Genomic DNA, 13,838 nt, shown 5'->3' with positions numbered 1-13,838 from the left:
GCGGCCCGGCGGAGTGCAGTTCGCGGGCGAAACGCGGTAGTTGCAGGCGCGCGGTAGTGCAGTTCGCCGGCGAAACGCGGGGGCGGGGTCAGCGGGTGGTGTAGTTCGGCGACTCGACGGTCATGGTGACGTCGTGAGGGTGGCTCTCCTTGAGCCCGGCCGCCGTGATCCGCACCAGCTGCGCCTTCTGCAGCTCCGGGATCGTCGTGGCGCCCGCGTAGCCCATACCCGAGCGCAGCCCCCCGGCGAGCTGGTGCACGACCCCGGAGAGCGGACCCCGGAACGGGATCCTGCCCTCGATGCCCTCCGGCACCAGCTTGTCCTCGGACAGCACGTCGTCCTGCGCGTAACGGTCCTTGGAGTAGGAGCGCTGCTCCCCGCGCGTCCGCATCGCGCCCAGCGAGCCCATGCCCCGGTACGTCTTGTACTGCTTGCCGTTGACGAGGATGACCTCGCCAGGCGCCTCGGCCGTCCCGGCCAGCAGGCTGCCGAGCATCACGGCGGACGCCCCGGCCGCGATGGCCTTGACGATGTCGCCCGAGTACTGGATGCCGCCGTCGCCGATGACCGGAACCCCGGCGGGCCTGCACGCCCGGTCGGCCTCGTAGATCGCCGAGATCTGCGGCACGCCGACACCGGCCACCACGCGGGTCGTGCAGATCGAACCCGGCCCCACGCCCACCTTCACGGCGTCCGCCCCGGCTTCCACGAGCGCCTGCGCCCCGGCCCGCGTGGCGACGTTGCCGCCGACGACGTCGACCGTGTCGCCGAGCTCCTTCTTCAGCGTCGACACCATGTCCAGCACCGCCCGCGAGTGGCCGTGCGCCGTGTCGACCATCAGCACGTCCACGCCCGCGTCGGCCAGCGCCATCGCCCGCTGGTGCCCGTCCGCACCGACACCCACGGCGGCACCGACCAGCAGGCGGCCGTCCGGGTCCTTGGTGGCGTTCGGATACTGCTCGGTCTTGACGAAGTCCTTCACCGTGATCAGCCCGCGCAGCTTGCCCGCGCCGTCCACGATGGGCAGCTTCTCGATCTTGTGCCTGCGCAGCAGGCCGAGCGCCGCGTCCGCCGTCACCCCCACCTGCGCGGTCACCAGCGGCGCCTTGGTCATCACCTCGCTGACCGGCTTGCTGTGGTCGACCTCGAAGCGCATGTCCCGGTTGGTGATGATGCCCACCAGCGCGCCGGCGGCGTCGGTGACCGGCACGCCGGAGATGCGGAACCGCGCGCACAGCGCGTCCACCTCGGCCAGTGTGTCGTCGGGCGAGCAGGTGACCGGATCGGTGACCATGCCGGCCTCCGAACGCTTGACGACCTCCACGGCCTGCGCCTGCTCCTCGATCGGCAGGTTGCGCTGCAACACGCCCATGCCGCCCTGCCTGGCCATCGCGATGGCCATCCGCGCCTCGGTGACCGTGTCCATCGCGGCGGACAGCAGCGGCACCCGCAGCGTCACGTTGCGCGAGAGCCGGGTGCTCGTGTCGACGGTGCTGGGCACGACGTCCGACTCGGCCGGCAGCAGCAGGACGTCGTCGAAAGTCAGGCCGAGCATCGCGAACTTGTCCGGAACGGCACCTGGTGCCGCCTCCGCGGAGGGGAACGCGTCGGCGGAGGTGATCTCGCTCGTCATAGCTGGCGACTGACCTTCCTCGGCATGTAAGCCAACAGGGGTATACGGACCTGTTAACGATGGTATCTGGACGTACCCCCGGTCCCGCCCGGTACCGTGCAGGCCGTGCCGCACGACGTGTTGCCCCCAGACCCGTTTGCCGACGACCCGAACGACCCGGCGAAGGAGATCGCCGCCCTGGACGAACCCGCGGGCGAGCCGATCAGCGCCGAGGAGCGCTCCGAGCTGCTCGCGGACCTGTCGGACCTCGCCGTCTACCAGGCGCTGCTGGAGCCGCGAGGCGTCCGGGGAATCGTCGTGGACTGCGGCGAATGCGATCAGCCGCACTACCACGACTGGCACCTGCTCAGGGCAAGCCTCGAGCAGCTGCTCGCCGATGGGCACATGCGCCCGCACGAGCCCGCGTACGACCCGAATCCGACCGACTACGTCAGCTGGGACTACTGCCGTGGGTTCGCCGACGGTGTCACGGCCACGGAGAGCGCGTACTAGCCGCAAGCACGCCCGAACGACCCGCCGCACCCGCAAGCAGCAGGGCGCGTGACCGATCTCTCACGGTCACGCGCCCTGCTTGCGTCGGCGGGTCAGCCTTCGGGTTCCTCGCCCAGATCGGACACGGCGGCGCCCTGCCTGCCGCCGCTCTCGGACTCGCTGCCGGTGGTGTCTCCCGTCGACGAGCTCGGCGGGGGCGTCGTCGTGGAGGTCGTCGGCGGCGTGGTGGGGCTCGTCGGTGTGGTCGGTTCCACCGGCTGGTGCGGCTCGGAGGAGCCGGGCGGCTCGCTCGGGTCGGCCGGGCTGGTGTCGGAAGGTGAGGACGATCCGCTGCCCGGTGTGCTGGAGGAGGTCGCGGGCGGTTGCTGCGGCTGCCGCTCGGGCTCGTCGAGCTGCGCCATCAGCTCCGTGTGCCGCGCGCGCAGCTCGGCCAGTTCCTCCTCGGCCGTCACCTCGGCCAGTGCCTGCTCCGCCTTGGCGAGTGCCTTGCGCGCGTCGTCGTAACGCTGCTGGGCCAGCGCGAGGCGGGCTTCCTGCAGGTCGGTGCGGACGGACGCGGCCGCCTCCACCGAGCGCGCGTGGTCGGCGTAGAGGACCTTGCTCAGTCCCCAGAGGGTGTCGCCGGGCTGGGCGTCGCGTGCGGCCAGCGCGGTGCCGGTGAACCCGATGGCCAGTACGGCGGCCGCGGCGGCGACGGGCACGAGCATCCGGCGTCTGCGGCCCCGGCTGCCGTTGCGCTTGGCCAGCGAGGCCGTCTTGATGGTGGTCACCGCCGAGGGCGTGTCCACCAGTTCGGCCAGCGGCTCGCTGTCGATGTCCCTGCGCCAGGCCAGCAGCAGGGCGTTGAGTTCCTCGTCGCCGAGACCGCTCGCGACCTGCGGGTCCGGCCCGCCCAGGGCGTCGAGCAGCGCGTCGTCGGCCTGGATCGCCGAAAGATCCGGCGGACCACCCTGCTCGTCGCCGGACGACGACATGGAGGTGCGCTCAGAGAACGACGAGGACGACGCCGACGGCATCGTGTCGTCGAGGGCATCGCTGCCGAGCGGGCGTTCGTGGTTGCCGCTCTCGCGTTCCGTCACTCAGACCACCTCCTCAGCGGCCAGCACCTTGCGCAGCCGGGCAAGCGCACGATGCTGCGCGACCCTGACCGCACCCGGGGTGGACCCGACAGCCTCGGCGGTCTCCTCCGCGGAAAGACCGACAACCACCCGCAACACCACGATCTCGCGTTGTTTGTCCGGCAGGACCTGCAGCAGCTGCGACATCCGCTCGTTCAGCTCTCCCTGCAGGGCCCGCTGCTCGGGACCGACTCCACCCTCGATCTCGTCCGGCACCTCGGCAACGGGCTCGGCACGGTTACGGGCCGCCGCGCGATGCGCGTCGGCCACCTTGTGCTGGGCAATCCCGTAGACGAAGGCCAGGAAGGGGCGTCCCTGGTCCCGGTACGAGGGCAACGCCGTGAGCACCGCCAGACACACCTCCTGGGCTACGTCGTCTGCTGAAGCGAACGAACGCTCCTGCCTGCCAACCCTGGCGCGGCAGTACCGCACCACAAGGGGACGGATAGCGGCCAGTAGCCGCTCGACCGCCTGTGGATCACCCTCGACAGCGGCGGCGACTGACTCGTCCAGTCCATCCCCCACAGTGGCCATCGCAGACAACAGTCCCGGTGTTACGTGTAGGCGTGCAAAGAAGACGGCGTGCGGCCCTGGTTATCCCTCACGCCGGTGACACCCACCGTACCTTCCGGCACCCCCAGTTTTCCGTCATGGTCGCCTTACGCGCGGCACGCACATTGCAACCTGCAGGAACACGACTGTACCAAGATCGGTGCCGGTGACGGCGCACATCACACAAACACGGCACGCCACACCGCGACTGCGGTGTGGCGTGCCGAGGGTCTGCGCGCGGCTGGGGAGCGTGGAGTCAGGACACGAGGCCACGCCGGAAGCCGTGCGCGACGGCCTGGGCGCGGTCGCGGACGCCGAGCTTGCGGAACAGCCGCCGGGCGTGCGTCTTGACGGTGTCCTCCGAGAGGTAGAGCTCCCTGCCGATCTGGCCGTTGCTCTTGCCCTGGCTCATCCCCCGCAGCACCTGCAGTTCCCGCTCGGTGAGCTGCACGCCGGGATCAGAGGGCTGCCGTGGTGCGGGCACGGACGTGCTCGCGAGCGTGTGCGCCAGCGCGGCGACCAGCTCGGGCCGGGAGGCGTCCCAGCGCAGGTAGCCACGCGCGCCGCCCGCGATGGCGGCGGCGATGCTGCCGGCGTCGTCCGGGGCGCCGAACACGATCACGTTCGCCTGCGGGTTCGCCGAGACCAGCCTGCGGGTGGCCTCCACTCCGGTGGGCACCGCGCGCTGGGTGCCCACGAGCACGACGTCCACCGGCTGCCGGGAGTAGCGGGCGAGCAACTCGTCACCGTGCGCTACACAGTCGATGCGACTGACGCCGGGAACGGCAGACATCACGCGGGTGAGCCCTTCGCGGACACTGCGTCGGTCGTCGCAGATCAAGACCGTCGTCACGGGGTTTCCTTCCTGCAGCCGGGTGACATTCCACTTCCCCTATCGGACGCTTTAGGTCTCACCTTGACACGATCCGGTGGCTTTTTTTGAAGAAGGCCTCGCCCGTATGTCGGTATACCGCGTGTGACCCAGGCAACAGCCTAGATCGGCACCCACGCCGACGCACGAGCCAGGCGGCGCCCCAAGGGGTCAGCCGCTGGTAACAGAGCGTATAACTCGCGAGTAACTCTGGATCGGTTCCAATCGGCGCGCGCGGGGTCCAGGTCGGCCGCGAGCAGGCCGGCGGGCCACGTGAGCGAGCCCAGCCGCCACCGCCGCGCCCGCTCCGCGGCGTCGGTCACGAGCGAGGCGGCCCGGTGGCGGTCTCCGGGATCTCCCGTGGCGGCCAGCGCCGCGGCGAGGACGAGATCGGACTTCACGGCATGCCGCGCGGCACCCCGGTCGCGGGCGAGCAGCGCCGCGCGCTCGGCGGCGGGCACCGCGTCGCCGGGCAGGCCACGGGCCAGCGCCAGCTCCGCGCCCACCCAGCCCGCGCGGACGCGGGCGCGCCAGCCCGGCTCCCCGGCCTCCGCCCTCGCGACCAGCCTGCGCGCCGCGCCGAACCTGCCGAGAGCGAGGTTGTCGGCGGCGAGGCCGAGCAGGGCGTCGGCGAGCGCCCCGGCCGCGTCGGCGCCGTCCTCGTCGGGCGGGCCGCAGGCGCCCGACGCTCTCAGCGCGGCGGCGCCGTCCCAGGGCAGAGCGGCGGCATGACCGCCGAGCTGACGGCGGTGGGCGGCGAAGGTCGCGCCCGCCAGCGCGGCGAGCACCGGATCGCCGCCGCGCTGCAACTCACCGAGCAGTGCGGCGGCCGCCGCATACCGGCCCCTGGCGCCGAGAACCACGGCCGCGAGCCACCGGCCCCTCGGTGTCGTCGCGGCGGCGAGTCTGCGGTCGGCGATGTCCGGCGCGTCGCCGAACGCCGCGCGGCGCAGCGCGGCCTCCTCGTCGTGATGCACAGCCTCATCCTCGCCCGGCGTCGCCGAGCAGCACGTACTCGACCCGGTCGGCGGCCTGGCGGATGTCACCGAGCAGCTCCACCCTTGGCGGGAGCTCGACGCCGCGCCAGCCGGGCCCGCACGCGAACAGCCGACCGCGCTGCCTGCCCCGCCAGAGCCGGGTGAACAGCCGGGGGCCGGCGGCCGAGCCGCGGTGCGCCCACAGCACCACGGAGGCCGGGGCGCTCCTGCGGGCGGCGACGGCCAGCACGTCGGCGGGCAGTGGCATGCCGAACAGCTGGGTGACCAGGCTCCGCTCGGCGAGCGCGGCGGCCAGCACGTACACCGGCAGGGTGTCGCGCTCGCCGGGCGCCGCGGTGAGCAGCACGGGCCGCTCGTTGCGTGGCGTGGACAGCACCGGCGTGGCCCTGACCAGGGCGGCGAAGACGCACTCGGTGAGCAGGTAGCTCACCTCCGGGCTGCTGCGCTCGTCGCGCCAGCCGCCGAGCGCGGTCACGACGGGCTGGATCACCCGCTCCCACGCGTCGAGCACGCCCAGCACACCGATCGACTCGGCGAGCAGGTGCTGGACGGTGCGCGCGTCGAGTGCGAGCGCGGCGGCGGAGAGGCGCCGGGCGAACCGGGCCGGACCCGGCGCGTCGTGCTCGGCCTGCGACGGCCCGGCTGAGGGCCGCATCCCGTCGCCGCCGGAGACCTCGACCCGGACCGCGGCCCGGTTCGCGGCCGTCTTGGGGACCTGTTCGAGTGCGAACCGCGCCGCCTCGGCGGTGGACGCGCCACGCAGCAGCGCGCGCTGCATCATCTCCAGCCGGACCACGTCGGTGGCGCTGTAGCGGCGATGCCTGCCACCGGTGTGCCTGCTGGGGCCGAGACCGTAGCGGCGGTCCCAGGTGCGCAGGGTGGACGGCGCCACCCCCAGCCTGCGGGCGACCGCGGCGACCGGCAGTGTCGGCTCCGCGGATGCCACCGTGGGAACCGGTTCGCGCACAGCCGGCGCCGCGCCGGCTGCGTGATCTGAGCCGGACTCCGATCCCACTCGGACAAATATCCCGGGACGACCGAGCGACGGCAACCGGAACATTTCCGAGCGCTGTGTCACGAATCACACAGGCGGGGGAAGCCTAACGGCTGAATTGATCCGAACCCCTTGAACAAGTATTGGCGCGCTTCTAACGTTACGCGCGTTGCGCCAAATGGAGTAGTCGCACCCAGCACAACTGCAGAATCCGGCCGCGTGGGGCCGGATACCGGAGGCGGTCACGATGGCAGACACGCGCAGGCTCCCTGGCCCGAACGCCGACGTTTGGGACTGGCAACTCGAGGGGGCATGTCGGGGGATGGACAGCGGGTCCTTCTTCCACCCGGACGGTGAGCGGGGGCCGGCGAGAGCACGGAGAGAAGCCAGGGCGAAGGCCATCTGCCACAGCTGTCCCGTTCTGCGACTGTGCCGCGAACACGCGCTCGCGGTACACGAGCCGTACGGGATCTGGGGTGGCCTTTCCGAGTCCGAACGCGAAAACATCATCAAATCCCAGAAGCGCACCCTGACGCTGACCGGAAGGTGAGTCAGACGCGAAAAACGGGGCGGCACCCGGAAAGCCCGGGTGCCGCCCCGTTCGTCTTCCGGGCGGCGAGCGCAGGTCAGTGCGCGTGGCCGTGCCCGTGGCCCGCGTCGTCGTCCTGCGGCTCCGGCTTGTCCACCACGGAGCTCTCCGTGGTGAGCACGAGCCGGGCGATGGACGCGGCGTTGGCCACCGCGGAACGCGTGACCTTCACCGGGTCGACGATTCCCGCGGCCAGCAGGTCGGTGAGCTCGCCGGTGGCGGCGTTGAGGCCGTGGCCCCAGTCCAGCTCGATGACCTTGGACACCAGGACGGCGCCCTCCTGGCCGGAGTTGCTGGCGATCCAGTAGAGCGGAGCGGCCAGCGCCTCCCGCACGATCTTCACGCCGGTCGCCTCGTCGCCGGTGAGACCGAGGTTGCCCTCCAGTTCCTTGGCGGCGTGCAGCAGCGCCGAACCACCGCCGGGCACGATGCCCTCCTCGACGGCCGCCTTGGTGGAGGCCACGGCGTCCTCGATGCGGTGCTTGCGCTCGTTCAGCTCGGTCTCGGTGGCCGCGCCGACCTTGATCACCGCCACACCGCCGCCGAGCTTGGCCAGCCGCTCCTGCAGCTTCTCGCGGTCCCAGTCGGAGTCGGTGGTCTCGATCTCCTTGCGGATCTGGGCGATCCGCGCCTCGAGTGCATCCTTGGTGCCCGCGCCGTCGACGATCGTGGTGGTGTCCTTGGTGACCTCGATGCGCCGGGCCTTGCCCAGCACCTCCAGGCCGGACTCGGACAGCTTCAGGCCCACCTCGCTCGAGACGACCTGGGCACCCGTGACCACCGCGAGGTCGTCCAGGAACGCCTTGCGCCGGTCACCGAAGAACGGTGCCTTGACCGCCACCGCGCTGATGGTCTTGCGCAGCGCGTTGACCACCAGGGTGGACAGGGCCTCACCCTCGACGTCCTCGGCGATGATCAGCAGCGGCCGCTTGGCCTCCGCCACCTTCTCCAGCAGAGGGAGCAGGTCGTTCAGCGCCGAGATCTTCTCCCTGTGCAGCAGCACGAAGGCGTCCTCGAGGATCGCCCGCTGCTCCTCGGGGTTGGTGGCGAAGTGCGCCGAGATGTAGCCCTTGTCGAACTGCACGCCCTCGGTGATGTCGAGTTCGGTGGCCAGCGTGGAGGACTCCTCCACGGTGATCACGCCGTCCTCGCCGACCTTCTCCACGGCCTCGCCGAGCAGCGCGCCGATGTTGGCGTCCCGCGAGGTCACGGTGCCGACCTGGGCGATGTTGTCGCGGCCCTTGACCGGGGTGGCGTTGGCCTTGAGCGTCTCGATGACCTTGTCGGCGGCCTTCTCGATGCCCCGGCCCAGTGCGGTCGGGTTGGCGCCGGCGGCCACGTTGCGCAGGCCGACCTTCACCAGCGACTGCGCGAGGACCGTGGCCGTCGTGGTGCCGTCACCGGCGACGTCGTTGGTCTTGGTGGCGACGCTCTTGGCCAGCTGGGCACCGAGGTTCTCGAACGGGTCCTCCAGCTCGATCTCGCGGGCGACGGTGACGCCGTCCAGCGTGATCGTCGGGCCGCCGAACTTCTTGTCCAGCACGACGTGGCGGCCGCGCGGGCCGAGCGTCACCTTGACCGCGTCGGCGAGCTTGTCCACCCCGCGCTCGAGAGCCCGACGAGCGTCCTCGTCGAAGTTGATCTGCTTGGGCATTGATTAACCTCTCTCCATGCGCGAAGCGCCCCGGCCCCCGGCTTGAGCGGGGCCCGGGGCGCTCGAACGCATACGCGGGTCGTCAGTTGATGACGGCCAGCACGTCGCGGGCGGACAGGATCAAGTAGTCCTCACCGTTGTACTTGACCTCGGTGCCGCCGTACTTCGAATAGATGACGACGTCGCCTTCCTTGACATCCACGGGGATGCGGTTGCCCTTGTCGTCGATACGGCCCGGGCCTACGGCCAGAACCTTGCCCTCCTGGGGCTTCTCCTTGGCGGTGTCGGGAATGACGAGACCGGAAGCCGTCGTCTCCTCGGCCTCGCTCGTCTGGACAACGATCTTGTCCTCGAGCGGTTTGATGTTCACGCTCACCGGGTTGACCTCCACGGGTCGTCGAAAGCGTTGGCAGGTACCTAGTTGGTTACGGCTCCTACCACCCCGCCGTCGCGGGTGCCGGGGCGTGTGTGGTGCCGTGCAATTAGCACTCTAATCACCTGAGTGCTAGCCGCGCAACCAGGGTATTGACTTGCCCCTGCGCTGTTCAGCGGGGGTGCTCTCCACCGGACATTCACCGCACGCTCACCCGATCGGGCAGAGTTTGTCATCCGGTCATCGCAGGGTGTTCTCCGAACTGGCTGATCGACACCACGTTGGGAGTCCCCCGTGCCCGGAACAGGTGAGAAGAGCCCCTCCGCCGCAGCCACTCCGTCCCGCCGCACCGTTCTCGCCGGCAGCGCCGCCCTCGGCGCCGCCGGGCTGGCCACCACCCTGCCGCCGGCGGCGTCGGCCGCGCCCGGTGCGGGCAGGCCGGTCACCGGCGACCCGTTCACGCTCGGCGTCGCCTCGGGTGAGCCCGACTCGCAGGGCGTGGTGCTGTGGACGCGCCTGGCGCCGTCGCCGCTGGCCGAGGACGGGCTCGGCGGCATGCCGGGCGGCGCCGTGGACGTCGAGTGGGAGATCGCCCTCGACGAGCGCTTCCGGCGGGTGGTGCGCCGCGGCGTCGAGCGCACCGGCCCCGAGGAGGGCTACGCGGTGCACGTCGAGGTGGCCGGGCTGCGCCCGGGCTGGGAGTACTTCTACCGGTTCCGCAGCGGCCGCCACGTCTCCCCCGCGGGCCGCACCCGCACCACCCCGCTGCCCGGCGTGCTGGGTGCGGGCCTGACGATGTGCTTCGCGTCCTGCTCGCAGTTCGAACACGGCTATTTCACCGCCTACTCGCACCTGGCCGCCGACGAGCCCGACCTGGTGCTGCACCTGGGCGACTACCTGTACGAGTACAAGCCGCAGGTCTACGTCTCCCCCGACGGCAACGTGCGCGACCACGCGGGCCCGGAGACCGAGACGCTGGCCAACTACCGGCAGCGCTACGCCCAGTACCGCACCGACGCCGACCTGCGGGCCGCGCACGCTGCCGCGCCGTGGCTGGTGGTGCCCGACGACCACGAGGTCGACAACAACTGGGCGGGCGACGTCCACGAGAAGCCGGAGATCCCGCAGCCCGACTTCCTCCAGCGCCGCGCCAACGCCTTCCGCGCCTACTACGAGAACATGCCGCTGCGCAGGCGCAGCAGGCCGAGGGGCTCGACCATCCAGCTGTACCGGACGGTGGCGTGGGGCTCGCTGGCGAACTTTCACATGCTCGACACCCGCCAGTACCGCGACGACCAGGCGTGCGACGACGGCTGGAAGGTGTGCGAGGACTCCGCCGACCCGGCGCGCACGCTCACCGGCGACGAGCAGGAGACGTGGCTGCTGCGCCAGTTCCGCCGGTCCCGTGCCCGCTGGGACGTGCTGGGTCAGCAGGTGTTCTTCGCCCGGCGCGTCAACGCCTCCGGCGCGAACAGCATGGACGCCTGGGACGGCTACAAGGGCTCGCAGGAGCGGGTCACCGAGGGCTGGCTCGACGCCGGCGTGCGCAACCCGGTGGTGCTGACCGGCGACGTGCACACCCACTGGGCCAACGAGCTCAAGGCGAACTACGCCGACCCGGACAGCCCCGTGGTGGGCGCCGAGCTGGTGACGACGTCGATCACCTCGGGTGGCAACGGCGCCGACTCCGATCCGGCGCAGGACCCGAACCTCGCGCGCAACCCGCACATCAAGTTCCGCAACAACCAGCGCGGCTACGTGCGCACGCGGATCACCCGCGACGCGCTGCGCGCCGACTTCCGGGTCGTGCAGCGCGTCACCGAGCCGGGCTCGCCGGTGAGCACCCGGGCGTCGTTCGTGATCGCCGACCGGCACCGCGGGCTCACCGAGGTGTCGCCCTCCCCCTAGACGGAGACCGCGCTGACGGGCAGCGCCGGGTTCGCGGAGAGATCCAGCGAGCTCGGCGCGCAGCCCGCGGCGACGACGTGCGCGCCGAGCGCGGCGATCATGGCGCCGTTGTCGGTGCACAGCCGGGGCCGGGGCACGCGCAGCTCGATGCCGGCCTCGGCGCAGCGCTGCGCGGCCAGCGAGGACAGCCGCGAGTTGGCGGCCACCCCTCCGGAGATCACGAGGGTGCCGATGCCGGACTCGGTGGCGGCGCGCACCGCCTTCGCCGTGAGCACGTCGGCCACCGCCTCCTGGAAGGACGCGGCGACGTCGGCCACGGGGATCTCCTCGCCACGTGCCTGGGCGCCCTCGACCCAGCGGGCGACGGCGGTCTTGAGGCCAGAGAAGGAGAAGTCGAACTTGGCGTCGCGGGGTCCGGTCATACCGCGCGGGAACGCGATCGCCTGCGGGTCGCCAGCCTTGGCGGCCTTGTCGATGGGCGGGCCACCGGGATAGGGCAGGCCGAGCAGGCGCGCGACCTTGTCGTAGGCCTCGCCGGCCGCGTCGTCCACTGTGGATCCGATCTCGGTGATCTTGCCCGCGATGTCGTCGACGCGCAGCAGCTGGGTGTGGCCACCGGAGACGAGCAGCGCCAGGCACGGCGAGGGCAGCGGCCCGTGCTGGAGGGTGTCGACGGCGATGTGCCCGGCCAGGTGGTTGACGCCGTAGAGCGGGACGCCGAGCGCGGCCGCGTAGGCCTTGGCCGCGGAGACGCCGACGAGCAGGGCGCCGGCCAGCCCGGGGCCCGCGGTGACGGCGATGGCGTCCACATCGGACATCTCGAGCCCTGCGGTGGTGAACGCCCTGCGGGTGGTGGGCACCATGGCCTCCAGGTGCGCCCTGCTGGCGACCTCCGGCACCACGCCACCGAAGCGGGCGTGCTGCTCGACGCTGGAGGCTACCTCGTCGGCCAGCAGTTCCACGGTGCCGTCGTCGTGCAGGCGGACCAGGCCGATGCCGGTCTCGTCGCACGAGCTCTCGACTCCCATGATGATCCTCGACATCAGTGGGCCACCTCCTGCGCCTGCCTGGCCTGCCGCTTCATGGTGTAGGCATCGGCGCCGGAGGGCTGGTAGTAGCCCCTGCGGACGCCGATCCGGGCGAAGCCGTGCCGCTCGTACAGCCGGATCGCGTTGTCGTTGTCGGTGCGGACCTCGAGGAACACGGGCGCGCCGAGCTCGTCGGCGCGGGTCAGCAGCGCCTCCAGCAGGGCGGTGCCGATGCCCTGTCCCTGGTGGTCCGGGTGCACGCCGATGGTGTGCACGCTGGTCTCGCGGTCGCCGGGAATGCCCGCGATGGCGAGCCCGGCGTACCCGGCGACGTCGTCGGTGTCGGTGAGTGCGGCGAGGTAGTAGCCGCCGGCGTCGAGCTCGGCGTGGAACGCGGCAGCGCTCCACGGGTCGTCGCCCGCGAAGAGGATCCTCTCGATCTCGACGCAGCGGCGGATGTGCTTGCGGCGCAACGGTTCCAGCCTCACGGCGCGGTCACCCGCTTCCGGGCTCCCGGCTCGGTGGCGTCGGGCCTGCGCAGGTACAGCGGGGTGAGCGGCGCCGGTTCGTCGCCGGCGAGGAGGCTCTCCCTCGCCGCGCGGACGAGGCCGAGCGGGGTGGGGTGCTCGTGGTCGAGCACGCGGCATCCGCCGGGGTCGAGGTCGGCGGCCCTGCCGACGTGCGGACCGTCGGCGCGGGTGCCGTCGGCGTCGTAGGCGGCCCAGTAGACCTCGCGGCGGCGGGCGTCGGTGAGGACTAGCAGCGGCTCGCCGGGGCCCGCGGCCGCGGCGATCGCGTCGAGGCTGCAGACGGGGTAGGCGGGGATGCCGAGGCTGTGGGCGAGCGTGGCGGCGGTGACCATGCCGGCGCGCAGCCCGGTGTACGGGCCGGGCCCGACACCGCAGGCGATCGCGCCGAGGTCGCGCAGCGTCACGCCGGCCTGCTCGGTGGCGGCGAGCACGTGCGGCGTGAGCAGTTCGCCGTGCGCGCGGGCGTCGACGGTGACGCGGGTGGCGACGGTGTCGAGGCCCCCGGTCTGCGGATCGACAGCGACGATCCCGGCGGTGACGGCGGGCGTGGCGGTGTCGATGGCGAGTACTAGCACCCTTCGAGCGTACGACCAGCCGTTCGGGTGGCGCGCACAACCTGTGCTCCGGCCACACGTCTGGGTTCTGCGATGACGATCATGCGTTTCGCGGCCGGACTGTCGTCGGTGCTGGCGTGCTGCCTGCTCACACCGCAGGTGGCGTCGGCCACCGCGCCCGCCTTCCTTGTTGTCGACAAGTCGACCGTCGCGCCCGGTGAACTGGTACGGGTGAGCGCGGGGTGCCCGCTCGGGGAGGGCGTCAACCACGTGGGCTCGGCGGCGTTCGCGCCGACCGGGCACGACGGCCCGTACAGCGGCAACGGCGGGGTCGCGAGGCTGACCGCGCAGGCCGCGGGAGCCGCCGCGGGCCGGGCCGTGATCCGTCCCGACGCCGCCCCCGGCCGCTACGACGTCACCCTCCGCTGCGGCGGCGGCCACGCGGGCACGACCACCCTCGACGTGCGTTTCGCGGGCTAACTGCACTCCCCGGAGCGCGTTGAGCGGGCTGACTGCAGTCCGCGGAGCGCGTTTCGCGGGCTGA

Annotated in this window: 15 protein-coding genes; 4 read left to right on the top strand and 11 right to left on the bottom strand. The window is 71.9% G+C overall.

Translation table 11 applies throughout. The features are described 5' to 3' along the window. Window positions 1–88: 88 nt before the first annotated feature. On the bottom strand, window positions 89–1,633 hold the full coding sequence (gene guaB, locus BAY60_RS09035) for an IMP dehydrogenase (protein ID WP_112280291.1): 1,545 nt from the start codon (window positions 1,631–1,633) through the stop codon (window positions 89–91). 96 nt (window positions 1,634–1,729) lie between these two features. On the opposite strand from guaB, the gene BAY60_RS09030 reads away from it, so the two are divergent. After that, window positions 1,730–2,125, top strand: a complete 396-nt coding sequence (locus BAY60_RS09030; RefSeq protein ID WP_170160334.1) for a DUF5319 domain-containing protein — start codon at window positions 1,730–1,732, stop codon at window positions 2,123–2,125. Between the two features lie 92 nt (window positions 2,126–2,217). Here BAY60_RS09030 and BAY60_RS09025 read toward each other — a convergent pair whose 3' ends face one another. The 5 genes from BAY60_RS09025 to BAY60_RS09005 all read right to left on the bottom strand — a co-directional run bounded on the left by BAY60_RS09025 (window position 2,218) and on the right by BAY60_RS09005 (window position 6,610). Beyond that, entirely contained in the window at window positions 2,218–3,204 is a 987-nt protein-coding gene (locus tag BAY60_RS09025) for an anti-sigma-D factor RsdA (RefSeq protein ID WP_425466453.1), read from the bottom strand. Then, window positions 3,205–3,777, bottom strand: a complete 573-nt coding sequence (locus BAY60_RS09020) for a sigma-70 family RNA polymerase sigma factor (protein WP_112280289.1) — start codon at window positions 3,775–3,777, stop codon at window positions 3,205–3,207. It abuts the gene before it with no gap. A 274-nt stretch (window positions 3,778–4,051) separates the two neighbouring features. Beyond that, a complete protein-coding gene (locus tag BAY60_RS09015; RefSeq protein ID WP_003073605.1) occupies window positions 4,052–4,648 on the bottom strand; it encodes a response regulator transcription factor in 597 nt (198 codons plus the stop codon). Between the two features lie 140 nt (window positions 4,649–4,788). After that, window positions 4,789–5,643 (bottom strand): hypothetical protein, encoded by an 855-nt coding sequence (locus BAY60_RS09010; protein ID WP_112280288.1) that lies wholly within the window; start codon window positions 5,641–5,643, stop codon window positions 4,789–4,791. Window positions 5,644–5,647: 4 nt separating this feature from the next. Further along, window positions 5,648–6,610, bottom strand: coding sequence for a MerR family transcriptional regulator (locus BAY60_RS09005; protein WP_245992379.1), 963 nt, complete (start codon window positions 6,608–6,610; stop codon window positions 5,648–5,650). A gap of 295 nt (window positions 6,611–6,905) precedes the next feature. Here BAY60_RS09005 and BAY60_RS09000 point away from each other — a divergent pair, with 295 nt between their 5' ends. After that, window positions 6,906–7,208 (top strand): WhiB family transcriptional regulator, encoded by a 303-nt coding sequence (locus BAY60_RS09000; RefSeq protein WP_112280286.1) that lies wholly within the window; start codon window positions 6,906–6,908, stop codon window positions 7,206–7,208. A gap of 76 nt (window positions 7,209–7,284) precedes the next feature. Here BAY60_RS09000 and groL read toward each other — a convergent pair whose 3' ends face one another. Together groL and groES are read right to left on the bottom strand one after the other, a co-directional pair. After that, a complete protein-coding gene (gene groL / locus BAY60_RS08995; RefSeq protein WP_112280285.1) occupies window positions 7,285–8,901 on the bottom strand; it encodes a chaperonin GroEL in 1,617 nt (538 codons plus the stop codon). 82 nt (window positions 8,902–8,983) lie between these two features. After that, the gene (groES, locus tag BAY60_RS08990) at window positions 8,984–9,277 is read right to left on the bottom strand and encodes a co-chaperone GroES (RefSeq protein ID WP_092531321.1); all 294 of its coding nucleotides are present in this window, start codon (window positions 9,275–9,277) and stop codon (window positions 8,984–8,986) included. Window positions 9,278–9,568: 291 nt separating this feature from the next. On the opposite strand from groES, the gene BAY60_RS08985 reads away from it, so the two are divergent. Next, entirely contained in the window at window positions 9,569–11,182 is a 1,614-nt protein-coding gene (locus BAY60_RS08985) for an alkaline phosphatase D family protein (protein WP_112280284.1), read from the top strand. On the opposite strand, the gene tsaD is transcribed toward BAY60_RS08985, so the two are convergent. From tsaD to tsaB, 3 genes are read right to left on the bottom strand one after another with little or no spacing between them, the layout of a single operon-like run. Continuing rightward, the gene (gene tsaD / locus BAY60_RS08980; RefSeq protein WP_112280283.1) at window positions 11,179–12,225 is read right to left on the bottom strand and encodes a tRNA (adenosine(37)-N6)-threonylcarbamoyltransferase complex transferase subunit TsaD; all 1,047 of its coding nucleotides are present in this window, start codon (window positions 12,223–12,225) and stop codon (window positions 11,179–11,181) included. The two genes, BAY60_RS08985 and tsaD, sit on opposite strands and share 4 nt — an antisense overlap. Further along, window positions 12,225–12,698 carry a ribosomal protein S18-alanine N-acetyltransferase gene (rimI, locus tag BAY60_RS08975; protein WP_112280282.1) on the bottom strand — a complete coding sequence of 158 codons (474 nt, stop codon included), beginning with the start codon at window positions 12,696–12,698 and terminating at the stop codon, window positions 12,225–12,227. Before rimI ends, tsaD begins: the two co-directional genes overlap by 1 nt. Then, complete coding sequence (tsaB, locus tag BAY60_RS08970) at window positions 12,695–13,315, bottom strand: tRNA (adenosine(37)-N6)-threonylcarbamoyltransferase complex dimerization subunit type 1 TsaB (RefSeq protein WP_112280281.1); 621 nt, start codon at window positions 13,313–13,315, stop codon at window positions 12,695–12,697. The genes rimI and tsaB overlap by 4 nt, the downstream gene beginning before the upstream one ends. 72 nt (window positions 13,316–13,387) lie before the next feature. On the opposite strand from tsaB, the gene BAY60_RS08965 reads away from it, so the two are divergent. Next, entirely contained in the window at window positions 13,388–13,774 is a 387-nt protein-coding gene (locus BAY60_RS08965) for a hypothetical protein (RefSeq protein ID WP_112280280.1), read from the top strand. Window positions 13,775–13,838: the final 64 nt, after the last annotated feature.

This window comes from Prauserella muralis, from assembly GCF_003202285.1.
Lineage (GTDB): Bacteria > Actinomycetota > Actinomycetes > Mycobacteriales > Pseudonocardiaceae > Prauserella_B > Prauserella_B muralis.
This window is presented reverse-complemented; position numbering and strand designations above follow the sequence as displayed.

Excerpts from the sequence above, each read along its gene's own strand:
- guaB (WP_112280291.1), bottom strand. The coding sequence starts at position 1,633 with ATGACGAGCGAGATCACCTCCGCCGACGCGTTCCCCTCCGCGGAGGCG.
- BAY60_RS09020 (WP_112280289.1), bottom strand. The coding sequence starts at position 3,777 with ATGGCCACTGTGGGGGATGGACTGGACGAGTCAGTCGCCGCCGCTGTC.
- BAY60_RS09000 (WP_112280286.1), top strand. The coding sequence starts at position 6,906 with ATGGCAGACACGCGCAGGCTCCCTGGCCCGAACGCCGACGTTTGGGAC.
- groL (WP_112280285.1), bottom strand. The coding sequence starts at position 8,901 with ATGCCCAAGCAGATCAACTTCGACGAGGACGCTCGTCGGGCTCTCGAG.
- tsaD (WP_112280283.1), bottom strand. The coding sequence starts at position 12,225 with ATGTCGAGGATCATCATGGGAGTCGAGAGCTCGTGCGACGAGACCGGC.
- BAY60_RS08965 (WP_112280280.1), top strand. The coding sequence starts at position 13,388 with ATGACGATCATGCGTTTCGCGGCCGGACTGTCGTCGGTGCTGGCGTGC.